Annotated in this window: 26 protein-coding genes; 11 read left to right on the plus strand and 15 right to left on the minus strand. The window is 50.9% G+C overall.

The features are described 5' to 3' along the window. Positions 1–87: 87 nt before the first annotated feature. The 3 genes from D9738_RS07815 to yebG form a co-directional block, all read right to left on the minus strand. Positions 88–744, minus strand: coding sequence for a tellurite resistance TerB family protein (locus D9738_RS07815; RefSeq protein ID WP_130208479.1), 657 nt, complete (start codon positions 742–744; stop codon positions 88–90). Between the two features lie 294 nt (positions 745–1038). Beyond that, positions 1039–1395 carry a protein YebF gene (gene yebF / locus D9738_RS07820; RefSeq protein ID WP_130208481.1) on the minus strand — a complete coding sequence of 119 codons (357 nt, stop codon included), beginning with the start codon at positions 1393–1395 and terminating at the stop codon, positions 1039–1041. A gap of 66 nt (positions 1396–1461) precedes the next feature. Further along, on the minus strand, positions 1462–1752 hold the full coding sequence (gene yebG / locus D9738_RS07825) for a DNA damage-inducible protein YebG (RefSeq protein ID WP_130208483.1): 291 nt from the start codon (positions 1750–1752) through the stop codon (positions 1462–1464). A 141-nt stretch (positions 1753–1893) separates the two neighbouring features. On the opposite strand from yebG, the gene purT reads away from it, so the two are divergent. Continuing rightward, a complete protein-coding gene (gene purT / locus D9738_RS07830) occupies positions 1894–3072 on the plus strand; it encodes a formate-dependent phosphoribosylglycinamide formyltransferase (protein WP_130208485.1) in 1179 nt (392 codons plus the stop codon). A gap of 53 nt (positions 3073–3125) precedes the next feature. On the opposite strand, the gene kdgA is transcribed toward purT, so the two are convergent. From kdgA to zwf, 3 genes are all read right to left on the minus strand, one after another. Continuing rightward, positions 3126–3767, minus strand: a complete 642-nt coding sequence (gene kdgA / locus D9738_RS07835) for a bifunctional 4-hydroxy-2-oxoglutarate aldolase/2-dehydro-3-deoxy-phosphogluconate aldolase (RefSeq protein WP_064529269.1) — start codon at positions 3765–3767, stop codon at positions 3126–3128. Positions 3768–3804: 37 nt separating this feature from the next. After that, on the minus strand, positions 3805–5616 hold the full coding sequence (edd, locus tag D9738_RS07840) for a phosphogluconate dehydratase (protein ID WP_130208487.1): 1812 nt from the start codon (positions 5614–5616) through the stop codon (positions 3805–3807). Positions 5617–5850: 234 nt separating this feature from the next. Then, on the minus strand, positions 5851–7326 hold the full coding sequence (gene zwf / locus D9738_RS07845) for a glucose-6-phosphate dehydrogenase (protein WP_130208489.1): 1476 nt from the start codon (positions 7324–7326) through the stop codon (positions 5851–5853). A 336-nt stretch (positions 7327–7662) separates the two neighbouring features. On the opposite strand from zwf, the gene hexR reads away from it, so the two are divergent. Both hexR and pyk read left to right on the plus strand, forming a co-directional pair. Next, positions 7663–8532, plus strand: a complete 870-nt coding sequence (gene hexR / locus D9738_RS07850; protein WP_130259906.1) for a DNA-binding transcriptional regulator HexR — start codon at positions 7663–7665, stop codon at positions 8530–8532. Between the two features lie 125 nt (positions 8533–8657). Further along, a complete protein-coding gene (gene pyk / locus D9738_RS07855) occupies positions 8658–10100 on the plus strand; it encodes a pyruvate kinase (RefSeq protein ID WP_130208490.1) in 1443 nt (480 codons plus the stop codon). Between the two features lie 154 nt (positions 10101–10254). Here the strand turns inward: pyk and lpxM are convergent, their stop codons facing one another. The 3 genes from lpxM to znuA all read right to left on the minus strand — a co-directional run bounded on the left by lpxM (position 10255) and on the right by znuA (position 13615). Further along, entirely contained in the window at positions 10255–11226 is a 972-nt protein-coding gene (gene lpxM / locus D9738_RS07860) for a lauroyl-Kdo(2)-lipid IV(A) myristoyltransferase (protein ID WP_130208491.1), read from the minus strand. Between the two features lie 118 nt (positions 11227–11344). After that, a complete protein-coding gene (gene mepM / locus D9738_RS07865) occupies positions 11345–12667 on the minus strand; it encodes a murein DD-endopeptidase MepM (protein WP_130208492.1) in 1323 nt (440 codons plus the stop codon). A gap of 15 nt (positions 12668–12682) precedes the next feature. After that, complete coding sequence (znuA, locus tag D9738_RS07870; RefSeq protein ID WP_074399578.1) at positions 12683–13615, minus strand: zinc ABC transporter substrate-binding protein ZnuA; 933 nt, start codon at positions 13613–13615, stop codon at positions 12683–12685. 78 nt (positions 13616–13693) lie between these two features. Between znuA and znuC the strand changes: the two genes are divergently transcribed. Continuing rightward, entirely contained in the window at positions 13694–14449 is a 756-nt protein-coding gene (gene znuC / locus D9738_RS07875; protein ID WP_130259907.1) for a zinc ABC transporter ATP-binding protein ZnuC, read from the plus strand. Then, positions 14446–15231, plus strand: coding sequence for a zinc ABC transporter permease subunit ZnuB (gene znuB / locus D9738_RS07880; RefSeq protein ID WP_130208494.1), 786 nt, complete (start codon positions 14446–14448; stop codon positions 15229–15231). The genes znuC and znuB overlap by 4 nt, the downstream gene beginning before the upstream one ends. Before the next feature lie 243 nt (positions 15232–15474). On the opposite strand, the gene ruvB is transcribed toward znuB, so the two are convergent. Both ruvB and ruvA read right to left on the minus strand, forming a co-directional pair. Beyond that, complete coding sequence (gene ruvB / locus D9738_RS07890; protein ID WP_000568522.1) at positions 15475–16485, minus strand: Holliday junction branch migration DNA helicase RuvB; 1011 nt, start codon at positions 16483–16485, stop codon at positions 15475–15477. A gap of 8 nt (positions 16486–16493) precedes the next feature. Next, entirely contained in the window at positions 16494–17105 is a 612-nt protein-coding gene (gene ruvA, locus D9738_RS07895; protein WP_000580323.1) for a Holliday junction branch migration protein RuvA, read from the minus strand. 273 nt (positions 17106–17378) lie between these two features. Here ruvA and D9738_RS07900 point away from each other — a divergent pair, with 273 nt between their 5' ends. After that, positions 17379–17978, plus strand: coding sequence for a YebB family permuted papain-like enzyme (locus D9738_RS07900; protein ID WP_130218702.1), 600 nt, complete (start codon positions 17379–17381; stop codon positions 17976–17978). 4 nt (positions 17979–17982) lie between these two features. Here the strand turns inward: D9738_RS07900 and ruvC are convergent, their stop codons facing one another. The 4 genes from ruvC to aspS form a co-directional block, all read right to left on the minus strand. Further along, positions 17983–18504, minus strand: a complete 522-nt coding sequence (gene ruvC / locus D9738_RS07905; RefSeq protein ID WP_010350951.1) for a crossover junction endodeoxyribonuclease RuvC — start codon at positions 18502–18504, stop codon at positions 17983–17985. A gap of 34 nt (positions 18505–18538) precedes the next feature. Continuing rightward, complete coding sequence (locus tag D9738_RS07910; RefSeq protein WP_000907234.1) at positions 18539–19279, minus strand: YebC/PmpR family DNA-binding transcriptional regulator; 741 nt, start codon at positions 19277–19279, stop codon at positions 18539–18541. 28 nt (positions 19280–19307) lie between these two features. Next, a complete protein-coding gene (gene nudB / locus D9738_RS07915; RefSeq protein ID WP_001300367.1) occupies positions 19308–19760 on the minus strand; it encodes a dihydroneopterin triphosphate diphosphatase in 453 nt (150 codons plus the stop codon). A 117-nt stretch (positions 19761–19877) separates the two neighbouring features. Then, complete coding sequence (aspS, locus tag D9738_RS07920; RefSeq protein WP_130208496.1) at positions 19878–21650, minus strand: aspartate--tRNA ligase; 1773 nt, start codon at positions 21648–21650, stop codon at positions 19878–19880. Between the two features lie 310 nt (positions 21651–21960). Between aspS and D9738_RS07925 the strand changes: the two genes are divergently transcribed. The 5 genes from D9738_RS07925 to cmoB are packed head-to-tail and all read left to right on the plus strand — an operon-like array spanning position 21961 to position 25542. Continuing rightward, entirely contained in the window at positions 21961–22527 is a 567-nt protein-coding gene (locus D9738_RS07925; RefSeq protein ID WP_130259909.1) for a hydrolase, read from the plus strand. Next, on the plus strand, positions 22524–23342 hold the full coding sequence (locus D9738_RS07930; RefSeq protein WP_130259910.1) for a DUF72 domain-containing protein: 819 nt from the start codon (positions 22524–22526) through the stop codon (positions 23340–23342). Before D9738_RS07925 ends, D9738_RS07930 begins: the two co-directional genes overlap by 4 nt. A gap of 52 nt (positions 23343–23394) precedes the next feature. Then, positions 23395–23790 carry an MAPEG family protein gene (locus D9738_RS07935; RefSeq protein WP_130208499.1) on the plus strand — a complete coding sequence of 132 codons (396 nt, stop codon included), beginning with the start codon at positions 23395–23397 and terminating at the stop codon, positions 23788–23790. A 40-nt stretch (positions 23791–23830) separates the two neighbouring features. Continuing rightward, the gene (gene cmoA, locus D9738_RS07940) at positions 23831–24574 is read left to right on the plus strand and encodes a carboxy-S-adenosyl-L-methionine synthase CmoA (protein ID WP_130208500.1); all 744 of its coding nucleotides are present in this window, start codon (positions 23831–23833) and stop codon (positions 24572–24574) included. Beyond that, complete coding sequence (gene cmoB, locus D9738_RS07945) at positions 24571–25542, plus strand: tRNA 5-methoxyuridine(34)/uridine 5-oxyacetic acid(34) synthase CmoB (RefSeq protein WP_130259911.1); 972 nt, start codon at positions 24571–24573, stop codon at positions 25540–25542. The genes cmoA and cmoB overlap by 4 nt, the downstream gene beginning before the upstream one ends.

Here is a 25542-nt window from a genome sequence, read left to right on the forward strand (position 1 = left end):
TCGCCAGCGAAAATTAATTCGCTCAAATAGCTGTGCGGTTTTGTATAGCCCGATAAACAGGCATATCAGGCTATACGGAGTGAGATATTATTCAGACAAAGTGCGTTTTTGCTGTTCGAGATCGCGTTCAATTCCTTCACGGACTTCCTGGGGAATTTTCAGCGCATCCCCCAGTGCATTCAGGTAACTGCGCTCCATAAAATGGTCAATATCAATAGCCGCACAGCTCAGGAAATAGATCTCCAGTGCCTCTTCTTCGTTGCGAATCCCCTGGGCCAGGCGCTGCGGATCCAATGGTTGCTCGATTGCCTGTTCGATAAGTACACGCCCCTGCTCTTCAACACCAGCTTCACGCAATTGCTGGTCGATAGCCGCGCGTTCTTTACTATCGATATGACCATCGCTTTTGGCAGCAAAAACCAGGGCGAGGATTAAACGTTCTGTACGTTCATCCAGCGGCGTACTTTGGGTGCCGAATTGCGGTTCGTTCTGATGCGCCGCACGAATTTTATCTTTGTATTTGTTCCACAGTACGGTACCGGCGACCGCTCCGCCGCCAACCAGCAACGCGTTTGTGCCGTATTTCGTTAATAGTTTACGTGCTGATTTATTGGCAACCAGCAGTCCTGCCAACCCGCCTAATGCGCCGGGTACTAAAAGTTTGCCCAATCCCTGATCTGTAGACGAAGAGGAAGCGCTGCTTTGCCCAAGAAGGGATTGCAGTTGATTTAACCAGTTAGCCATATTTACTCCTCGATTCACTATTTTAATGGCAACAGCATAGCGAATGAGGATGTCAGAAAATGTATATAGAGACAAAAGATGCGCAAATAAGCAGAACCGAAGGCAGTCCTCACAAGAAATTCGCGTCATGTAAGGTGCCGGGTGATGTGATTAATTTGAAACTTGTAGATTTGATTGTAATTGCCTGATGTGAACCTGGCGCTTCTTATCAGGCTTGTGGGGGCTGGTACATTGTTGGGCGGATAAGGCGCTCGCGCCGCATCCGCCAACGGTCAGCCGAATTATCAGAAGCCATTAGCGCCGCTGATATTCCGCCATTCCCGCTTTACAATCCACATTAACCAGATAATGAATATCGGCACTTTTACCACGCACGGTCAGCGGTACCGACCATTTATCATCTTTCCCCTGAATGTCCTGCAAACTAACCCACGCCACCGGATCGGCCTGACCGACGATTTTTTGATCGTCTGCCCAGCGCGCCACGCGGTTTTGCTGATAATCACGTTTTACACTCGCAGCGATTCCGGCTGCATCTAAACCTTCACATTTGGGGAAAGTTACCGACTTGCTGGTTTCGTTATTGGCAGCGAAAACTGATGTACAGGCGGAAACCAACAACAGCCCCAACAACGCTCCTCTTTTTTTCATGTTTTTCTCCATAGCACAATGATTCAGGAGAAAGCATGGTACAAATTATCAGGAGCGCAAGTTGCTTCAGGCGGCGTGGGTTTCACCTTCCCCATCCGTGTCAGTATCGACCACCTGGGGAGAAGGTAATTTACCGGTTTTCAGAATGGTACTAAGCACATCTTTCTGTTCCGCCAACCACAAAGAAAGCGCCTCACGCTGCTCGTCTTCCATTGTCACCGGAGAATTCGCCAACCATGTGTCGAGTAGATCCGCTGTATCGAGCATTTTGTCATAAGCATCGGCTTCCTTTTTGCTGGTAAACGACATCTTCTCTTCGCCCTCACGAATGACTACGTATTTAATTTCAACCGCCATTTGCAGCCTCTCACCATAACTGTAATTTTATACAGTATATTGCTTTTCAGTCGAGAAATCAACGCAAGCAATCAAGCAATAAAGACATGCGCAAACGTTTTCGTTTATACTTCACGCGGAATTAATCAGGGGATATTCGTTATGACGTTATTAGGCACTGCGCTGCGTCCGGCAGCAACTCGCGTGATGTTATTGGGCTCCGGTGAACTGGGTAAAGAAGTGGCTATCGAATGCCAACGCCTCGGCGTAGAGGTGATTGCGGTCGATCGCTATGCCGACGCGCCCGCCATGCATGTCGCGCATCGCGCCCATGTCATTAATATGCTGGATGGCGACGCATTGCGCCGTGTTGTTGAACTGGAAAAACCACATTATATCGTGCCGGAGATCGAAGCTATTGCTACCGATATGCTGATCCAGCTTGAAGAGGAAGGGCTAAATGTTGTCCCCTGCGCGCGTGCAACACAATTGACGATGAACCGCGAAGGTATTCGTCGTCTGGCTGCGGAAGAGCTTCAGCTTCCCACTTCAACTTATCGTTTCGCTGATAGCGAAGACCTTTTCCGCGAGGCGGTCGCCGCCATTGGCTATCCTTGCATTGTTAAACCGGTGATGAGTTCTTCCGGCAAGGGACAGACGTTTATTCGCTCTGCCGAACAACTGGCTCAGGCATGGGAGTACGCCCAGCAAGGTGGTCGCGCCGGAGCGGGTCGCGTGATTGTTGAAGGCGTCGTTAAGTTTGATTTCGAAATTACCCTGCTGACCGTCAGCGCGGTGGATGGTGTTCATTTCTGTGCGCCTGTAGGTCATCGCCAGGAAGATGGTGACTATCGTGAATCCTGGCAACCGCAGCAAATGAGCCCACTGGCCCTCGAACGTGCGCAGGAGATTGCCCGCAAGGTGGTGCTTGCACTGGGTGGTTATGGGCTGTTTGGTGTCGAGTTGTTTGTCTGTGGGGATGAGGTGATTTTTAGTGAAGTCTCCCCTCGCCCGCATGACACCGGGATGGTGACGTTAATTTCTCAGGATCTTTCTGAGTTTGCCCTGCATGTGCGTGCTTTCCTGGGACTGCCGGTGGGCGGGATTCGCCAGTATGGTCCTGCCGCTTCAGCCGTTATCCTGCCGCAACTGACCAGCCAGAATGTCACGTTTGACAACGTGCAGGAGGCCGTTGGCGCAGGTTTGCAGATTCGTTTATTTGGTAAGCCGGAAATTGATGGTAGCCGTCGTCTGGGGGTTGCGCTGGCTACAGCAGAAAGTGTTGATGAAGCGATTGAACGCGCGAAGCACGCCGCCGCACAGGTAAAAGTACAAGGTTAAATCTGGCAAAAACGCGACAAAAATGCCCGATTCACGATCGGGCATTTTGACTGTTACAGCTTCGCGCCTTCTACTGCTTCACGCGCCAGCTTAGTAATGCGGTCGTAATCGCCCGCTTCCAGCGCATCTGCCGGAACCAGCCAGGAACCACCAATGCACAGTACGCTTTTCAGCGCCAGGTAATCACGGTAGTTAGCCGGAGAAATACCGCCAGTCGGGCAGAAACGAACCTGAGAGAACGGACCCGCAATCGCCTGCAGTGCTTTCACGCCGCCATTAGCTTCTGCCGGGAAGAATTTGAATTCTTTCAGGCCGTAGTCCATACCCAGCATCAGTTCAGAAACAGTACTGATACCTGGAATCAGAGGAATAGTCCCTTCTGTCGCCGCTTTCAGCAGTGGTTCAGTCAGACCTGGGCTGATTGCGAACTGTGCGCCCGCTTCAGTTACTTCTGCCAGTTGCTGCGGATTCAGAACCGTACCGGCACCCACAATCGCTTCCGGCACTTCTTTGGCGATAGCGCGGATAGCATCAACTGCACACGCCGTACGCAGAGTCACTTCCAGAACGCGCACCCCACCAGCAACCAACGCTTTTGCCATTGGCACCGCGTGTTCCAGTTTATTTACCACGATAACCGGTACAACCGGGCCGGTGGTCAGGATTGATTCTGCACTTGTTTTCCAGTTTTTCATCAGAGTTTTCTCTCGCCTGATTACAAATTTTGTCGTCTTAAAAAGTGATACAGGTTGCGCCCTGTTCGGCACCGGACAGTTTTTCGCGCAAGGCGCTGAATAATTCACGTCCTGTTCCCACGCGTGACGCGCTCAGGTCAGGAATGTGCGGTTCGCGAGCAGCCAGTTCAGCTTCGTCTACCAGCAGCGTCAGTTCGCCTGTCTGTCCATTCACACGAATGATGTCCCCATCGCGCACTTTTGCCAGCAGCCCACCATCGTAGGCTTCTGGTGTTACGTGGATAGCTGACGGCACTTTACCTGAAGCACCAGAGAGTCGTCCATCGGTAACTAACGCAATTTTGAAACGCCGGTCCAATAATACACCAAGTGGCGGCATGAGTTTATGTAATTCTGGCATTCCGTTCGCTTTTGGCCCCTGATGGCGGACAACAACCACACAATCACGGTCCAGCATACCCGCTTCAAAAGCAGGCATAACGTCATGCTGGCTCTCAAAAACAACAGCAGGCGCTTCAATCACCTGGTTTTCAACCGGCACTGCAGAGGTTTTCATGACGGCACGGCCCAGGTTGCCGCTTAACACTTTTGTCCCGCCATGATGCGAGAAAGGTTGTTCAAAGGAAGCAATCACATTGCTGTCGAGCGATTTGTCTGCACCTTCGCGCCAGTCCAGCTCACCGTTATTCAGCCATGGTTCGAGGGTATAGCGCGAAAGACCAAAGCCCGCCACCGTATTGACATCTTCATGCAACAGGCCAGCCTTGAGCAGCTCACGCACCAGAACCGGTACACCACCCGCCGCCTGGAAGTGGTTAATATCGGCCGGACCGTTTGGATACAAACGTGCCATCAGAGGTACGACATCAGAAAGATCAGAGAAGTCATCCCAGTTGATCTGAATACCCGCCGCTCGCGCCATCGCCACCAGGTGCATCGTGTGGTTAGTGGAGCCACCGGTCGCCAGCAGCGCAACAATACCGTTCACCACCACTTTCTCGTCGATCATCTTACCGATCGGCATCCATTCATTACCGTTGCCAGTCATGCGTGTAACCTGGCGCGCAGCGGCTGCAGTTAATGCATCACGTAACGGGGAGTCTGGATGAACAAAAGAAGAGCCCGGCAACTGCATCCCCATAAACTCCACCACCATCTGGTTGGTGTTGGCAGTACCGTAGAAAGTACATGTACCAGGGGCATGATAAGACGCAGCCTCTGACTCCAGCAGTGCCATTCGATCCACCTTCCCTTCGGCATAAAGCTGGCGAATGCGCACTTTTTCTTTATTTGGCAACCCGCTTGCCATCGGACCTGACGGCACAAATACCGCAGGCAGATGACCGAACGACAGCGCGGCCATCGTCAGCCCTGGGACAATCTTATCGCACACGCCGAGGAACAGCGCGCCATCAAACATGTTATGGGACAGCCCCACCGCCGCAGACATCGCAATGACTTCGCGGCTTAACAGCGACAGTTCCATACCATCCTGCCCCTGGGTAACACCATCGCACATCGCCGGAACACCACCCGCAACCTGGCCAACCGCATTAGCTTCATGCAGTGCTTTACGAATGATCTCTGGATAATGTTCATAAGGCTGGTGAGCGGAGAGCATGTCGTTGTAGGAGGTGATGATGGCGATATTGTTACGCAACATGCTTTTCAGGGAGGCTTTGTCTTCTGGCTGGCAAGCTGCGAAACCGTGAGCCAGGTTACCGCATGCCAACTGCGAACGATGAACGGTCGAAGTTTTCGCTTGTTCGATCCGGGCGAGGTAAGCAGAGCGAGTCTCGCGCGAACGTTCAATGATTCGATTTGTTACGCGTAACAATTGTGGATTCATAAAGGCTCCTGAAATTGAGTTGTCAGAGCAGGATGATTCACAACGCGTTTCATTCAGAGGATTTATGAGTGAAACGCCTGTAACCGGAGCTCATAGGGCAGAAACGTTTCAGTCAGTGTAATAAAAAAAGCCTCGCGGGTGAATCCACGCGAGGCCTGAAAGTGTAAAAATTGTTCTACAATCTGTGCAAGATCATGTTACCGGTAAAATAACCATAAAGGATGAGTGCAGATATTACTCAAACTCATTCCAGGAACGGCCATCACGGGTAATCATCGCCACCGAAGCAACCGGTCCCCAGGTTCCGGCCTGATACGGTTTCGGCGCATCGTTATCCATCGCCCATGCTTCGGTAATGGAGTCCACCCATTTCCACGCTTCTTCCACTTCATCACGACGTACAAACAGCGCCTGAATACCGCGCATGGTTTCCAGCAGCAGGCGTTCATAGGCATCTGCCAGATGCGTCTGATTAAAGGTTTCTGAATAGCTCAGATCCAGCTTGGTGATTTGCAGGTTATGTTTGTGATCAAGACCCGGGACCTTGTTCAACACTTGAATATCCACGCCTTCATCAGGTTGCAGACGGATAGTCAGTTTGTTCTGTGGCAGGTCCTGCCACGACTCTTTAAACAGATTGAGCTCTGGCGTTTTGAAATAGACCACCACTTCAGAGCATTTGGTCGGCAAACGTTTACCGGTACGCAGGTAGAACGGTACGCCAGCCCAGCGCCAGTTGTCGATATCGACACGGATAGCCACGAAGGTTTCCGTGTTACTGCTTTTGTTTGCGCCCTCTTCTTCCAGGTAGCCCGGAACTTTTTTGCCCTGGGCAAAGCCCGCAGTGTATTGCCCGCGTACGGTTTTTTCGCGTACGTTGGAGCGGTCAATGCGGCGCAGAGACTTCAGTACTTTCACTTTTTCATCGCGGATGCTGTCTGCGCTCAGATCAGACGGCGGAGACATCGCAATCATGCAGAGAATTTGTAACAGGTGATTCTGGATCATGTCGCGCATCTGACCGGCTTTATCAAAATAGCCCCAGCGCCCTTCGATCCCCACTTCTTCTGCCACGGTAATCTCAACATGATCAATAGTGCGGTTGTCCCAGTTGTTCACAAACAAGGAGTTAGCAAAACGCAGCGCCAACAGGTTCAGCACCGTTTCTTTACCAAGGTAATGGTCGATACGGTATACCTGGCACTCCTCGAAGTATTCGCCAACCTGATCGTTGATTTCCTGCGAGGTCGCCAGCGACGTACCCAGCGGTTTTTCCATCACCACGCGCGCCGGTTTGCCGTTCAGTTTCGCCTCACCAAGCCCTTTGCAGATTGCGCCAAAAGTGCCTGGCGGCATGGCAAAGTAGTTAATGGTGATACGATTTTTTTGATCCAGCATCGCACCAAGACGGCTGAATGCAGCGGTGTCATTGACATCGAGATTACAAAAATCCAGACGTGCACTCAGGGTGTCCCATAAACCTTCATCAATAGTTTCTTTCATGAAAGTTTCCAGCGCTTCGCGGACTACTTTGGTATATGCCGCTTTATCCCAGTCAGCACGCCCTACGCCGATAATACGGGTATCCGGGTTGAGCTGACCGGCTTTTTCCAGTTGATACAGGGAAGGCAGCAATTTACGACGCGCAAGGTCGCCTTTCGCGCCGAAAATGACCAGGTCACAAGCCTGGGCTGTTTGCGTTACCGCCATGTCATTCTCCTTAAGTTAACTAACCCGGTACTTAAGCCTGGGTATACTTGTAATTTTCTTACGGTGCACTGTACTGCTTTTACGAGCTTGCGAAAACTGTAAACGCTTATCCACCCGTGCGATTACGGCAAAAGCGCGCAAAGTGCGGCAAAACTGATAAAAAAATCATCGTTTTCCATTGGGTAAAAATCTGACACTGATCATGTTATGAAAAAAAATGACAACTTTTTTATCCGCTTTTGTCATTAATACGACACACAGGCGTAATATCAGACCAAACTGCATTTCGATTTCTTTCAGTGTGGAAATCGTCATTACCGTGAGTCTCTTTACATCATGAATATGCTGGAAAAAATCCAGTCTCAACTGGAACATTTGAGCAAATCAGAACGAAAAGTCGCCGAGGTCATTCTTGCTTCGCCTGACAACGCAATCCATTCGAGTATTGCTGCTCTGGCGCTTGAGGCCAATGTTAGCGAACCAACGGTGAATCGTTTCTGTCGCAGCATGGACACCCGCGGTTTTCCTGATTTTAAACTTCATCTGGCACAAAGCCTGGCAAATGGCACGCCCTATGTTAATCGCAACGTGAATGAAGATGACAGCGTTGAATCATACACGGGGAAAATATTTGAGTCGGCAATGGCCACGCTCGATCACGTCCGTCACTCGCTGGACAAATCTGCCGTCAACCGTGCCGTCGACCTCCTGACTCAGGCCAAAAAAATCGCCTTTTTCGGTCTGGGCTCTTCTGCCGCCGTCGCCCACGATGCGATGAATAAGTTTTTTCGCTTTAATGTTCCAGTGGTTTACTCCGACGATATCGTGTTGCAACGCATGAGTTGTATGAATTCTAGCGACGGAGACGTGGTTGTGCTGATTTCTCACACCGGAAGAACCAAAAATCTGGTTGAACTGGCGCAGTTAGCACGGGAAAACGACGCGATGGTAATTGCCCTCACCTCCGCCGGTACGCCACTCGCCCGGGAAGCAACGCTGGCAATTACCCTCGACGTACCTGAAGATACTGACATTTATATGCCCATGGTGTCTCGACTTGCGCAGTTGACCGTGATAGATGTGCTGGCAACAGGATTTACTTTGCGACGCGGCACAAAATTCAGAGATAACTTGAAGCGGGTCAAGGAAGCACTCAAGGAATCGCGCTTTGATAAGCAGTTACTTAAATTGAGTGACGATCGCTAAATCGATTATCACTGTTCTATCTTTATACGATATTCGCATGTGTTTAAATTACAACCATAATGGTTTTAGTTTATGCGAATTCATGTTCAAGCAACACCTGGTTGTTTCAGTCAACGGAGTATTACATGTCCAGAAGGCTTCGCAGAACCAAAATCGTTACCACGTTAGGCCCGGCTACCGATCGCGATAATAACCTTGAAAAGGTCATCGCAGCGGGTGCAAACGTCGTACGAATGAACTTTTCTCATGGCTCGCCTGAAGACCATAAAATGCGCGCGGATAAAGTTCGTGAAATTGCCGCAAAACTGGGTCGTCATGTGGCTATTCTCGGTGACCTTCAGGGGCCAAAGATTCGCGTATCTACCTTTAAAGAAGGTAAGGTTTTCCTCAATATTGGGGATAAATTCCTGCTGGATGCCAACCTGGGCAAAGGTGAAGGCGATAAAGAAAAAGTCGGTATCGACTATAAAGGTCTGCCTTCTGACGTCGTGCCTGGCGACATTCTGCTGCTGGACGACGGTCGCGTACAGTTAAAAGTGCTGGAAGTTCAGGGCATGAAAGTGTTCACCGAAGTGACCGTCGGCGGCCCTCTCTCCAACAATAAAGGGATCAACAAACTCGGCGGCGGTCTGTCGGCTGAAGCGCTGACAGAGAAAGACAAAGCAGACATTAAAACTGCGGCATTGATTGGCGTAGATTATTTGGCTGTCTCTTTCCCACGCTGCGGCGAAGATCTGAATTATGCTCGTCGCCTGGCGCGCGATGCAGGTTGTGATGCGAAAATTGTCGCCAAAGTTGAACGTGCGGAAGCCGTTTGCAGCCAGGATGCAATGGACGACATCATCCTCGCTTCTGACGTGGTGATGGTCGCACGTGGCGACCTCGGCGTAGAGATTGGCGATCCCGAACTGGTTGGGATTCAAAAAGCGCTGATTCGTCGCGCGCGTCAGCTGAACCGCGCAGTCATTACTGCTACCCAGATGATGGAATCGATGATTACCAATCCAATGCCGACGCGTGCAGAAGTCATGGACGTGGCGAACGCCGTTCTGGATGGTACTGACGCCGTAATGTTGTCTGCGGAAACCGCCGCTGGTCAATATCCATCTGAAACCGTTGCTGCAATGGCGCGTGTTTGCCTGGGTGCCGAAAAAATCCCGAGCATCAATGTGTCTAAACACCGCCTGGACGTTCAGTTCGACAATGTGGAAGAAGCTATCGCGATGTCCGCAATGTACGCAGCTAACCACCTGAAAGGCGTTACCGCGATCATCACCATGACCGAATCTGGTCGTACCGCGCTGATGACTTCTCGTATCAGCTCCGGTCTGCCGATTTTCGCCATGTCACGTCATGAACGCACGCTGAACCTGACTGCGCTTTATCGTGGTGTTACGCCGGTCTATTTTGACAGTACAAATGATGGCGTAGTTGCTGCCAGCGAAGCAGTAAATCTGCTGCGCGATAAAGGCTACCTGATGTCTGGTGATCTGGTGATTGTCACCCAGGGCGACGTGATGAGTACCGTGGGTTCGACGAATACCACGCGTATTTTAACGGTAGAGTAAGTTAGTTGCCGGATGCGGCATAAATGCCATATCCGGCCTACAGGACCGTGATAATTCAATAAATTACGATCAACCTGTAGGGCCGATAAGCATGCGCATAGAATAAATGCGCACTTAACATTAGACGAGAGCCTCTCCTCACGAGAGGCTTTTTTTATTTGATGGGATAAAGATCTTTACGCTTATACGGCTGGATTTCGCCCGGTTTGCGCGTTTTCAGCAATTTTAAAATCCAGGTGTACTGCTCTGGTCGCGGACCAACAAAAATCTCAACTTCTTCATTCATACGCCGCGCAATGGTAGCGTCATCCGCCTCTAACAGGTCATCCATCGGTGGACGAACCTGAATCGTCAGACGATGGGTTTTGCCATCATAGATTGGGAACAACGGAACGACACGCGCGCGACACACTTTCATCAGGCGACCAATTGCTGGCAGCGTCGCTTTATAGGTTGCGAAAAAATCAACAAATTCGCTGTGTTCAGGTCCATGATCCTGATCCGGTAAATAATAGCCCCAGTAGCCCTGACGAACCGACTGGATGAAAGGTTTAATACCATCATTTCTCGCGTGCAGACGACCGCCAAAACGACGACGCACCGTGTTCCAGACATAATCAAAAACCGGGTTGCCCTGATTATGGAACATCGCTGCCATTTTCTGCCCTTGTGAGGCCATCAGCATAGCGGGGATATCAACTGCCCAGCCGTGCGGTACCAGAAAGATCACTTTCTCGTTGTTACGCCGCATCTCTTCGATGATCTCCAGCCCCTGCCAGTCGACGCGAGGTTGGATTTTCTCCGGCCCACGTATCGCCAGTTCAGCCATCATTGCCATCGCTTGTGGCGCGGTGGCAAACATCTCATCAACAATCGCTTCGCGTTCGGCTTCGCTACGTTCTGGAAAGCAGAGAGACAGATTGATCAACGCCCGACGACGTGAGCTTTTACCCAGTCTTCCGGCAAAACGCCCCAACCGCGCAAGGATGGGATCACGGAATTTCGCGGGTGTTAAAGCAATACCGGCCATTGCCGCCACGCCCAACCAGGCTCCCCAGTAACGAGGGTGACGAAAGGATTTATCAAACTCAGGAATATATTCGCTATTATTTTTTTTCGTTTCCATGCTTTTCCAGTTTTGGATAAGGCGATAATCAATCTGGTGGTAGTGTAACGGCGCAACTTGCCCCGCACCAAATAAAAAAGCCGGCACTGACTGCGTACCGGCTGCCAATGGGTATTAATTAATCAAACTGTAGCTGCGGTACAATCTCCTTGGCCTTCGCCAGGAAATCGGTACGATCTGAACCGGTCAGCCCTTCAGTACGCGGCAGTTTCGCTGTCAACGGGTTCACAGCCTGTTGGTTAATCCATACTTCATAGTGCAGATGTGGCCCAGTTGAACGTCCGGTGTTACCGGAAAGCGCGATACGATCGCCACGCTTCACCTTCTGCCCCGGTTTAACCAGAATCTTACGCAGATGCATATAACGCGTGGTGTAGCTGCGACCATGACGAATCGCGACATAATAACCAGCGGCGCCACTGCGTTTAGCAACGACCACTTCACCGTCCCCCACCGAAAGCACCGGCGTACCCTGTGGCATCGCAAAATCAACGCCTCTGTGCGGCGCAATGCGAGCGGTTACCGGGTTCAGACGACGCGGGTTAAAGTTAGACGAAATGCGGAACTGTTTTGCCGTCGGGAATCGTAAGAATCCCTTCGCCAGGCCCGTACCGTTGCGGTCGTAGAATTTGCCATCTTCAGCGCGAATAGCATAGTAATCTTTGCCTTCTGAACGCAAACGCACGCCCAACAGTTGGCTTTGTTCACGTTTGCCATCAAGCATTTCACGTGACATTAATACCGCAAATTCGTCACCTTTTTTCACTTTGCGGAAGTCCATCTGCCACTGCATTGCTTTAATCACCGCGCTCACTTCAGCGCTGGTTAAACCTGCACTTTGGGCGCTGGCAACAAAACTTGTCCCAACGGTTCCTTTCAACAGACTATTAACCCACTCCCCTTGCTGCATTTCGCTGGTCATTTTAAAACCATTAGCAGCGGTGCGGTCATAGGTACGAGTTTCGCGGCGAGACACTTCCCAGGTCAGACGCTGTAACTCGCCATCAGCTGTTAATGTCCAGGAGAGTTGTTGACCAATTTTCAGGTTACGCAGATCTTTATCAGCAGCAGCAAGTTGGGTGATATCACCCATCTCAATACCATATTGATTAAGGATGCTACTTAACGTGTCGCCCGTAGAAACGACATATTCATGAACGCCGGCTTCACCAGCGATTTTGTCGTCCAGTTCGTCCTGTGGAATGGCTTCATCTTCTTGCGCAGCTTGATCAATCGGCTCACTGGCCTCAGGTAAGAGAGAACGAATTTCGTTCTGTTCAAGCTCAATGGTTTTGACAATAGGCGAGGCGTCTCGGTGGTAAACATAAGGCCGCCAGACAGCGACGGCCAGTGTAAGAACGGTGAGCGACCCCAACATAACGCGGTGTGGTCGCGGTAAATTATTAAACGCCAGGGCGACAGAGCGGGCTATCTGTTGCACGTAATCACTTCCTCATTAATCTCCTTTCAGGCAGCTCGCGTACTGGTTAGCTAATTGATTCAGGAATTCTGAATAGCTTGTTTTGCCCAGTTTGATATTCGTCCCAAGGGGATCCAACGTTCCCATACGAACGGATGTCCCTCGTGCGACGCTTTCAACGACCGCAGGCCTGAACTGTGGCTCAGCAAAAACGCAAGTTGCTTTTTGCTCAACCAACTGTGTTCTTATTTGATGTAAACGCTGCGCGCCAGGTTGAATCTCTGGGTTTACGGTAAAGTGACCAAGCGGTGTCAGTCCGAATTGTTTTTCGAAGTAGCCGTAAGCATCATGAAAAACGAAATAACCTTTTCCCTTGAGCGGCGCGAGCTCGTTACCAACCTGTTTCCTACTTGAAGCTAATTGCGCCTCAAATTCCATCAGGTTGGCGTCAAGTTTGGCTCGACTTTGCGGCATAAGTTCCACTAATTTTCCATGGATTGCAACCGCTGTAGCCCGCGCTATCTCTGGGGAAAGCCAAACGTGCATGTTGAAATCGCCGTGATGGTGATCTTCGTCACTTTTTTCCGCGTGGTCATGATCATCATCAGCGTCGTGAATGCTTTTCATCAGCAGCGGTTTTACACTCTCAAGCTGCGCAATGGTTACCTGCTTCGCTTCGGGTAATTTACTCACGGGCTTTTGCATAAACGCTTCCATTTCCGGTCCAACCCAGACAACTAAGTCCGCGTTCTGTAAGCGTTTTACATCAGATGGACGCAGTGAATAATCATGTTCAGAGGCCCCATCAGGAAGTAACACCTCCGTCTCTGTTACTCCATCAGCAATAGCGGAAGCGATGAATCCAACAGGTTTAAGCGAAGCGACAACGGCAGCTTCTGCTACCTGAGTTGCACTGCCCCAGAGAGCAGCAGATAATGCTGCGAAAAGAAGCGTTTTTTTATGTAACATAATGCGACCAATCATCGTAATGAATATAAGAAGTGTGATATTATAACATTTCATGACTACTGCAAGACTAAAATTAACATGACAAGTCTGGTTTCCCTGGAAAATGTCTCGGTTTCATTTGGCCAACGCCGCGTCCTCTCTGATGTGTCGCTGGAACTCAAGCCTGGTAGAATTTTGACCTTACTTGGGCCGAACGGCGCAGGTAAGTCGACACTGGTTCGGGTTGTTCTCGGGCTGGTAACACCAGATGAAGGTGTTATCAAGCGCCACGGAAAACTGCGCATTGGTTATGTGCCGCAGAAGCTGTATCTCGACACCACGTTGCCACTGACCGTAAACCGTTTTTTACGCTTACGCCCCAGAACACATAAGGAAGATATTCTGCCTGCACTAAAACGCGTTCAGGCTGGGCATCTTATTGACGCGCCAATGCAAAAGCTCTCTGGCGGTGAAACGCAGCGTGTACTACTCGCGCGCGCATTGTTAAATCAGCCCCAGTTATTAGTTCTGGACGAACCCACCCAGGGCGTGGATGTGAATGGTCAGGTGGCGTTATATGACCTTATTGACCAGTTACGTCGCGAACTGGATTGTGGCGTTTTAATGGTGTCTCACGATCTGCATCTGGTAATGGCAAAAACCGATGAAGTACTTTGCCTTAACCATCACATCTGTTGTTCTGGCACACCAGAAGTCGTTTCCCTGCATCCGGAATTTATTTCGATGTTCGGGCCTCGTGGAGCTGAACAGCTGGGTATTTATCGCCATCATCATAATCACCGCCACGATTTACAGGGGCGAATTGTTCTGCGTCGGGGAAGTGATCGCTCATGATTGAATTATTATTTCCCGGTTGGTTAGCCGGGATTATGCTGGCCTGTGCCGCAGGTCCTTTGGGTTCTTTTGTTGTCTGGCGTCGTATGTCTTATTTCGGCGATACGCTGGCCCATGCGTCTTTACTTGGAGTGGCCTTTGGTCTGTTGCTGGACGTGAATCCCTTCTATGCAGTGATTGCCGTTACGCTGCTGCTGGCGGGCGGTCTGGTATGGCTGGAGAAGCGTCCACAGCTGGCGATCGACACGTTATTGGGAATTATGGCGCACAGTGCCTTGTCGCTGGGCCTGGTCGTTGTCAGTCTGATGTCTAACATTCGCGTTGACTTGATGGCATACCTGTTCGGTGATTTGCTGGCAGTGACGCCGGAAGATCTCATCTCCATCGCCATTGGCGTGGTCATTGTGGTGGCAATTCTGTTCTGGCAATGGCGTAATTTACTGTCGATGACCATTAGCCCGGATCTGGCATTTGTCGATGGTGTGAAATTACAGCGCGTGAAATTGCTGTTGATGCTGGTAACAGCATTGACGATTGGTGTGGCAATGAAATTTGTCGGAGCGTTGATTATTACCTCGCTGCTGATCATTCCGGCGGCTACCGCACGTCGTTTTGCCCGTACGCCGGAACAGATGGCAGGTGTCGCAGTTTTGGTGGGGATGATTGCTGTAACCGGGGGTTTAACTTTTTCAGCGTTTTACGATACGCCTGCGGGTCCGTCAGTGGTGCTGTGCGCTGCGCTGTTGTTTATTTTGAGTATGATGAAAAAACAGGCCAGCTAATCTATCGCTGAACACATTTGTCGGATGCGGCGCGAGCGCCTTATCCGACCTACGGTTCGCTATATCAGGTAGGCCTGATAAAACGCGAACAGCGTCGCATCAGGCATATTGCCAGTGTCGGATGTGGCGCAAACGCCTTATCTGATCTACGGTTCGCTATACCAGGTAGACCTGATAAAACGCGAACAGCGTCGCATCAGGCACATTGCCAGTGTCGGATGCGGCGCGAGCGCCTTATTTGAACTACGGCATTTCTGGCGGCGTGATGCCGAAGTGGTTCCACGCCCGCACTGTCGCCATACGCCCGCGTGGTGTACGCTGCAAAAAGCCTTGCTGAATCAGATAAGGCTCCAGCACATCCTCAATGGTTTCACGTTCTTCGCCAATAGCCGCCGCCAGGTTATCCAGACCTACAGGCCCACCAAAGAATTTATCGATTACCGCCAGCAACAATTTGCGGTCCATATAATCGAAACCTTCAGCATCGACATTCAGCATATCCAGCGCCTGGGCGGCGATATCTGCCGAGATGGTACCATCATGCTTCACTTCGGCGAAATCACGCACTCGACGCAGCAGGCGGTTGGCAATACGTGGCGTACCACGCGCCCGACGCGCCACTTCCAGCGCGCCATCGTCACTCATCTCGAGCCCCATAAAGCGCGCGCTGCGACTGACGATATATTGCAGATCTGGCACCTGATAAAACTCCAGACGTTGCACAATACCAAAACGGTCGCGCAACGGTGATGTCAGCGAACCTGCGCGCGTGGTTGCACCAATCAGGGTAAACGGGGGCAAATCAATTTTAATGGAGCGTGCCGCCGGACCTTCACCAATCATGATATCCAGTTGGTAGTCTTCCATTGCCGGATACAACACCTCTTCCACCACTGGTGAAAGACGGTGGATCTCATCAATAAACAGCACGTCATGCGGTTCAAGGTTAGTGAGCATTGCTGCCAGATCGCCGGCCTTTTCCAGCACCGGACCGGAAGTCGTGCGTAAATTAACGCCCATTTCATTGGCGACAATGTTAGCAAGCGTGGTTTTACCTAAACCCGGAGGGCCAAAAATCAACAGATGATCGAGGGCATCGCCGCGCAGTTTCGCTGCTTTGATGAAAATCTCCATCTGTGAACGAACCTGCGGCTGACCAACATACTCTTCCAGTAATTTGGGGCGAATGGCGCGATCTGCCACATCTTCCGGCAAAGTCGTACCGGCAGAAATCAGACGGTCTGCTTCAATCATCCTTTACCTCATAACGCGGCGCGCAGAGCTTCGCGAATTAATGTTTCACTGCTGGCGTCAGGGCGAGCAATTTTGCTCACCATCCGGCTGGCTTCTTGTGGTTTATAGCCCAGTGCCACCAGCGCAGCAACCGCTTCCTGTTCAGCATCATCGGTTGCCGGGCTGGCAGGCGACGTGAGCACCAGATCGGCGGCCGGGGTAAACAGATCGCCATGCAAACCTTTAAATCGGTCTTTCATTTCGACAATTAAACGCTCGGCGGTTTTTTTGCCAATACCCGGCAGTTTCACCAGTGCCCCCACTTCTTCACGCTCAACGGCATTAACGAACTGCTGCGCTGACATTCCGGAGAGGATCGCCAGTGCCAACTTGGGGCCGACGCCGTTGGTTTTGATCAACTCTTTGAACAACGTGCGCTCTTGTTTATTGTTAAAACCGTACAGTAGTTGCGCGTCTTCACGCACCACAAAGTGGGTGAAAACGATCGCTTCCTGACCCGCTTCAGGGAGCTCATAAAAACAGGTCATCGGCATATGCACTTCATAGCCTACGCCGCCCACTTCAATTAACACCAGCGGGGGTTGTTTTTCAATGATGATGCCTCTGAGTCTGCCTATCACATGACGCTCCTGCGTAATGAATCAAAGATAATGCTGTATGATAAAAAAATGCTGGATAGATATCCAGCGAAGGATGAAGAAAACTTGCGAGGCGTCCCGATGATCTGAAAAATGGCGCAGTATAATTTATTCTACAGGTTATATTGGAAGCAAATATTTGAATATTACATATTCAGTGAGTTAATGCGTAAAAAAATATACATTTCGACTCCTGAAAAATAAACTTTTTTATGTTATTACGTGTATTCATATTTATTTCAATGGAATGACAACGTGAATATTAATTACCCTGCTGAATATGAAATTGGTGATATCGTCTTTACATGTATAGGTGCTGCCTTATTTGGTCAAATATCAGCAGCATCAAATTGCTGGAGTAATCACGTCGGGATCATTATCGGTCATAACGGTGAAGACTTCCTGGTTGCAGAAAGCCGGGTTCCCCTTTCAACCATCACCACGCTATCCCGTTTTATTAAACGTTCTTCTAATCAACGCTATGCTATAAAGCGATTAGACGCAGGGCTAACAGAACAACAAAAACAACGAATTGTTGAACAGGTTCCCTCCCGGCTACGCAAACTCTACCACACCGGTTTTAAATACGAATCTTCACGCCAGTTCTGTTCAAAATTTGTCTTTGATATTTATAAAGAGGCGCTATGTATTCCGGTGGGTGAAATAGAGACATTTGGAGAACTGTTAAATAGCAATCCGAATGCAAAACTCACTTTCTGGAAATTCTGGTTCTTAGGTTCTATTCCGTGGGATCGTAAAACGGTTACGCCAGCGAGTTTGTGGCATCATCCGAGTCTAATGTTGATTCATGCGGAGGGAGTAGAAACGCCTCAGCCTGAACTGACTGAAGCGTGATAATTTAGCGCAGTCGCCCTCTCGCCAGGTTCAGCCGCGATTCGCTCATCTGCATCGCATTCTGGCTGACATGGCAGTGGGTGATGGCAATCGCCAGCGCATCGGCGGCATCCGCCTGTGGATTAGCAGGTAATTTCAGCAAGGTACGCACCATATGCTGCACCTGGCTTTTTTCGGCGCTACCAATGCCCACCACTGTTTGCTTCACCTGACGCGCAGCATATTCAAACACCGGCAATTCCTGATTCACCGCTGCCACAATCGCCACGCCTCGTGCCTGCCCCAGTTTCAGGGCAGAGTCAGCGTTCTTCGCCATAAAGACTTGTTCGATTGCGAAATAATCGGGCTGGAACTGGGTGATGATTTCCGTCACGCCCGCATAGATCAGTTTCAGACGAGACGGTAAATCATCCACTTTGGTGCGTATGCATCCGCTACCCAGGTAGGACAGTTGCCTGCCCACCTGACGGATAACACCGTAGCCGGTAACGCGCGAACCCGGGTCAATACCGAGAATAATAGACATCACGCGTCTCCGTTTTGTTGTTTAGCCGGCCTCATCAGAGGGTCGCTGCAACCTCATCAGAGATCTCACCGTTATGGTAAACTTCCTGCACGTCGTCACAGTCTTCCAGCATATCGATCAGACGCATCAGTTTCGGTGCCGTTTCTGCATCCATATCGGCTTTGGTTGACGGGATCATAGAAACTTCTGCGCTGTCTGCTTTCAGACCTGCCGCTTCCAGAGCGTCGCGTACTTTACCCATCTCTTCCCATGCAGTGTAGACGTCAATCGCGCCGTCATCATAGGTCACAACGTCTTCAGCACCTGCTTCCAGTGCTGCTTCCATGATCGTGTCTTCGTCGCCTTTCTCGAAGGAGATCACGCCTTTTTTGCTGAACAGATAGGCTACGGAACCGTCAGTACCGAGGTTACCGCCACATTTGCTGAATGCGTGACGCACTTCAGCAACGGTACGGTTGCGGTTGTCAGACAGACATTCAATCATGATTGCCGTGCCGCCAGGGCCGTAACCTTCGTAGATGATGGTTTCCATGTTTGCATCATCATCACCGCCCACACCACGTGCAATTGCGCGGTTCAGGGTGTCACGGGTCATGTTGTTAGACAGTGCTTTATCAATTGCTGCACGCAGACGCGGGTTAGCGTCCGGATCGCCACCGCCCAGCTTAGCCGCGGTTACCAGCTCACGAATGATTTTAGTGAAGATTTTACCGCGCTTAGCATCCTGCGCAGCTTTACGATGTCTGGTGTTGGCCCATTTACTATGACCTGCCATAAAAATATCTCCAGATAGCCCTGCCTGTTCAGGCAGCGTTAATAACAAACTGTTCAATCGCCTGCCGGTTGCTCCATGACTTAGTGAGCGCCGCCGCAGCAGGCGCATCAAGCCACTTGTAAGCCAGATGTTCAGTGAAAACAATCTGGCGCTCGTGCGGGAGCGCAAGACAGAACCATGATTCCGTATTGCGCGTCACGCCCGGCGCATAGCGATGACGTAAATGTGAAAAAATTTCAAACTCTACCGTGCGCTGACAGTCAATTAAGGTCAGTTGTTCAGCGACAACATCAATGGTGACCTCTTCCTTTACTTCGCGCATGGCAGCTTGCGGCGCGGTTTCCCCCTCTTCCACGCTGCCAGTTACCGACTGCCAGAAATCGGGATCGTCACGCCGCTGCAACATCAGCACCCGTTTCGTATCTTGTGCATAGATGACCACTAAGATCGAAACGGGGCGCTTATACACTTTATCCTTCACGCTGCCTCTTCGTTGACTGCCTTCGCTCATCCCATTCACATAGTTATCTATGCTCATGGGAGTTCACTCAGTTGCCGCCTCGATGCAACGCGAATGATTTCGTGTATTTGAGTCATATCAGTTATTCTCTGCCTTCTTCACAACCTGAATGCTCAGCTCAGCCAGTGCAGTCGGGTTAGCAAAGCTCGGTGCTTCAGTCATCAGACACGCTGCCGCCGTGGTTTTCGGGAAGGCGATAACGTCACGGATGTTGTCGGTGCCAGTCAGCAGCATGGTCAGACGGTCAAGACCAAATGCCAGACCTGCGTGCGGCGGAGTACCGTATTTCAGGGCGTCGAGCAGGAAGCCGAATTTCTCGCGCTGTTCCTCTTCGGTGATCCCCAGAATGCCAAACACCGTCTGCTGCATATCACCATTATGGATACGCACTGAACCACCGCCCACTTCGTAACCATTGATGACCATATCGTAAGCATTCGCCACCGCATTTTCCGGTGCAGCTTTCAGTTCTGCCGCCGTCATGTCTTTCGGCGCGGTGAACGGATGGTGCATTGCCGTCAGGCCGCCTTCACCGTCGTCTTCAAACATCGGGAAGTCGATAACCCACAGCGGTGCCCATTTGCTTTCGTCGGTCAGGCCAAGGTCTTTACCCACTTTCAGACGTAGTGCGCCCATCGCGTCGGCAACAATTTTCTTGTTGTCGGCACCGAAGAAAATCATATCGCCATCTTGCGCGGCAGTACGATCCAGGATGGCTTCGATGATTTCCGCATTAAGGAACTTCGCTACCGGGCTGTTGATACCTTCCAGACCTTTCGCGCGTTCGTTAACTTTGATGTAAGCCAGACCTTTCGCGCCGTAGATTTTAACGAAGTTACCGTATTCGTCGATCTGCTTACGGGTCAGCGATGCGCCACCCGGAACACGCAGAGCGGCAACACGGCCTTTCGGATCGTTCGCTGGACCTGCAAATACTGCAAACTCAACGGATTTCAGCAGATCGGCAACGTCGGTCAGTTCCATCGGGTTGCGCAGATCCGGTTTATCAGAACCGTAACGGCGTTCAGCTTCCGCAAAGGTCATTACCGGGAAATCGCCCAGGTCAATGCCCTTCACTTCCAGCCACAAATGACGCACCAGCGCTTCCATCACTTCACGCACTTGCGGCGCGGTCATGAAAGAAGTTTCCACATCGATCTGAGTAAATTCAGGCTGACGATCAGCGCGCAGGTCTTCGTCACGGAAGCATTTAACGATCTGATAGTAGCGGTCAAAACCGGACATCATCAGCAGCTGTTTGAACAACTGCGGGGATTGCGGCAGCGCGTAGAATTTACCTTTGTGCACACGAGAAGGCACCAGGTAGTCACGCGCGCCTTCCGGCGTGGCTTTAGTCAGCATCGGAGTTTCGATGTCGAGGAAACCGTGGTCGTCCATAAAACGACGCACCAGACTGGTGATTTTCGCACGGGTTTTCAGGCGCTGAGCCATTTCCGGGCGACGCAGGTCAAGATAGCGGTACTTCAGACGCGCTTCTTCGGTGTTGACGTGGTTGGAGTCAAGCGGCAGAACGTCTGCGCGGTTGATGATGGTCAGCGAGGAAGCCAGCACTTCGATTTCGCCAGTCGCCATATCGCGGTTGATATTTTTTTCGTCACGCGCACGTACGGTGCCCGTGACCTGAATGCAGAACTCATTACGCAGTTCAGAGGCCAGCTTTAACGCGTCCGCACGATCCGGATCGAAAAATACCTGCACGATACCTTCGCGGTCGCGCATATCGATAAAGATCAAGCTACCAAGATCACGACGACGGTTGACCCAACCACACAGAGTCACCTGCTGCCCCACGTGGGACAAACGGAGCTGTCCACAATATTCTGTACGCATGAGATATCCCTTAACTTAGCTGCTGGCGGATGTCCCCTGCTGTGCAGGTGACCTGAGTCGCAGCGTTAGCTGTATGTCACAACTGAATGAAAAAAGGCGGCTATTATACTGGAAATTCTGCCGCACCGTAAGAGCCTGGCCCGCGCTGGAACGCCTCGTTACCACTTTATGTCGGGCCTGAAATCAGACTCTACGCCAGTTTGCTATAAAGGTGTTGCCCGAACTCATAAAAATTAACAAAATTTGTCGTTCCGCCATCGGCTAATCGCATTAAGGTGAGAGGCACGATTTTGTTTTATCTGGAGTGATCATGCTTGAACTTAATGCCAAAACCACAGCGCTAGTGGTGATTGATTTACAGGAAGGCATCTTGCCTTTTGCCGGTGGTCCGCATACTGCCGAAGACGTGGTGAATCGCGCAGGAAAACTGGCGGCGAAATTTCGCGCGAGCGGTCAGCCCGTGTTTCTGGTGCGTGTTGGCTGGTCTGCCGATTATGCTGAAGCATTAAAACAGCCGGTCGATGCGCCCTCACCGGCCAAAGTGTTGCCCGAAAATTGGTGGCAACATCCTGCTGCATTAGGTGCAACCGACAGCGATATCGAAATCATCAAACGTCAATGGGGTGCGTTTTACGGTACGGATCTGGAGTTGCAATTACGCCGCCGAGGTATCGATACAATAGTGTTATGTGGGATCTCGACCAATATCGGCGTTGAGTCCACCGCCCGCAATGCCTGGGAACTCGGTTTTAATCTGGTGATTGCCGAAGATGCCTGTAGCGCCGCCAGTGCCGAGCAGCACCATAACAGCATCAACCATATCTATCCACGCATCGCCCGTGTGCGCAGCGTGGAAGAGATCCTCAACGCGTTATGATTTATATCGGTCTGCCGCAATGGTCGCATCCTAAATGGGTGCGTCTGGGGATAACCAGCCTGGAAGAGTATGCCCGCTACTTTAATTGCGTGGAGGGCAACACCACGCTATACGCCCTGCCGAAACCCGAGGTTGTCCTGCGCTGGCGGGAGCAGACCACAGATGACTTCCGCTTCTGTTTTAAGTTTCCGGCGACCATTTCGCATCAGGCAGCGTTGCGTCATTGCGATGATTTAACCAGTGAATTTTTGACCCGTATGTCACCGCTGGCTCCGCGCATTGGGCAATACTGGCTGCAACTGCCTGCCACCTTCGGCCCACAGGATTTGCCTGCGCTTTGGCATTTTCTCGGTACTCTTCCCGACGAGTTTCCCTATGGCGTGGAAGTGCGTCATCCGTTGTTTTTCGCCAAAGGGGAAGCGGAACAAGCCCTTAATCGCGGTTTGCATCAGCGCGCCGTTAATCGGGTGATTTTAGATAGCCGTCCAGTTCATGCTGCACGTCCGCATAATGAAGCCATACGCGACGCTCAACGGAAGAAACCGAAGGTTCCGGTACATGCCGTACTAACGGCGACAAATCCGCTGATCCGTTTTATCGGCAGCGATGATATGGCGCAAAACAGGGAATTATTTCAGGTCTGGTTACAGAAATTAGCGCAGTGGCAGCAGAGCACCACGCCTTATCTTTTTCTGCACACGCCAGATATTGCCCAGGCACCGGAGCTGGTACATACACTGTGGGAAGACTTACGTAAAATGCTTCCAGAGATCGGAGCAGTCCCGGCTATTCCACAGCAATCTTCTCTTTTCTGAATTTGCCACCTATCATAGACAAGTGCCATCGGCCATTTTAAAGGGAGTTTGTATGGTAAGCGCGCTGTATGCCGTTTTAGGTGCGTTGTTATTAATGAAGTTCTCTTTTGATGTTGTTCGCCTGCGAATGCAGTATCGCGTTGCCTATGGCGACGGCGGTTTTAGCGAACTACAAAGCGCTATTCGTATTCATGGCAATGCGGTGGAATATATTCCCATCGCGATTGTATTGATGCTATTTATGGAAATGAATGGTGCTGAAACCTGGATGGTGCATATTTGCGGCCTCGTTTTGCTCGCTGGTCGTCTGATGCATTATTACGGTTTCCATCACCGTCTGTTTCGCTGGCGACGTTCTGGTATGAGCGCCACCTGGTGTGCGCTATTGCTGATGGTGCTGGCGAATCTTTGGTATATGCCCTGGGAGTTGGTTTTCTCCCTACGTTAGCGCACAATACGCCACTTTCTTTTTCCCGGATTTTTACGTTATGTCTCACCGCGACACGCTATTTTCTGCCCCTATCGCCAGACTGGGCGACTGGACCTTTGATGAACGGGTAGCTGAAGTCTTCCCGGATATGATCCAACGTTCCGTTCCCGGCTACTCCAATATTATTTCAATGATTGGTATGTTAGCTGAACGCTTCGTTCAACCGGGTACGCAGATTTACGATCTGGGCTGTTCTTTGGGCGCGGCGACGCTCTCAGTGCGTCGCAACATTCATCATGATAATTGTAAAATTATCGCCATCGACAATTCCCCGGCAATGATTGAACGCTGCCGCCGTCATATCGACGCCTATAAAGCGCCTACGCCTGTTGATGTTATTGAAGGTGATATTCGTGATATTGCCATTGAAAACGCGTCGATGGTGGTACTGAATTTTACCCTGCAATTCCTGGAACCTTCCGAGCGCCAGGCGTTACTGGATAAAATTTATCAAGGGCTAAACCCGGGCGGCGCGCTGGTGCTTTCGGAAAAATTTAGTTTCGAAGATGCCAAAGTTGGTGAACTGCTGTTCAACATGCACCACGATTTTAAACGTGCCAACGGCTACAGCGAGCTGGAAATCAGCCAGAAGCGCAGCATGTTAGAAAACGTCATGCTGACCGATTCCGTGGAAACCCACAAGGCACGCCTGCATAAAGCCGGTTTTGAGCATAGCGAGCTGTGGTTCCAGTGCTTTAATTTTGGTTCACTGGTGGCATTAAAAGCAGAGGACGCTGCATGATCGACTTTGGTAACTTTTATTCTCTGATTGCCAAAAATCATCTTTCACACTGGCTCGAAACGCTGCCCGCGCAGATTGCTAACTGGCAGCGCGAGCAGCAGCACGGTCTGTTTAAACAGTGGTCCAACGCGGTGGAATTTCTGCCTAAAATTAAACCGTATCGTCTTGATTTACTGCATAGCGTGACAGCGGAAAGCGAAGAGCCACTCAGCGCCGGGCAGATTAAGCGCATTGAGACTCTGATGCGCAACCTGATGCCGTGGCGCAAAGGGCCGTTCTCACTGTATGGCGTCAACATCGATACCGAGTGGCGTTCCGACTGGAAATGGGATCGTGTTCTGCCCCATCTTTCTGATTTAACCGGGCGCACCATTCTTGATGTCGGCTGCGGCAGCGGCTATCACATGTGGCGCATGATTGGCGCAGGCGCACACCTTGCGGTGGGTATCGACCCTACGCAACTATTCCTCTGCCAGTTTGAAGCAGTGCGTAAACTGTTGGGTAACGACCAACGGGCGCATCTGCTGCCGTTAGGGATTGAACAACTTCCGGCACTGAAAGCCTTTGATACCGTCTTTTCGATGGGCGTGCTTTATCATCGTCGTTCACCGCTGGAACATCTGTGGCAGTTGAAAGATCAACTGGTGAATGAGGGTGAACTGGTGCTTGAAACGCTGGTTATTGATGGCGACGAAAACACGGTGCTGGTACCAGGCGATCGTTACGCGCAAATGCGTAATGTCTATTTCATCCCTTCCGCGCTGGCGCTGAAAAACTGGCTGAAGAAGTGTGGTTTTGTTGATATTCGCATTGCGGATGTGAGCGTCACCACTACAGAAGAGCAGCGTCGTACCGAGTGGATGGTCACCGAATCGCTGGCAGATTTTCTTGATTCACATGATCCGGGTAAAACGGTGGAAGGTTATCCTGCGCCTAAACGCGCGGTACTGATTGCGCGCAAGCCGTAA

Origin of the sequence: Escherichia sp. E10V5 (assembly GCF_004212315.1) — a bacterium.
Taxonomy (GTDB): Bacteria; Pseudomonadota; Gammaproteobacteria; order Enterobacterales; family Enterobacteriaceae; genus Escherichia.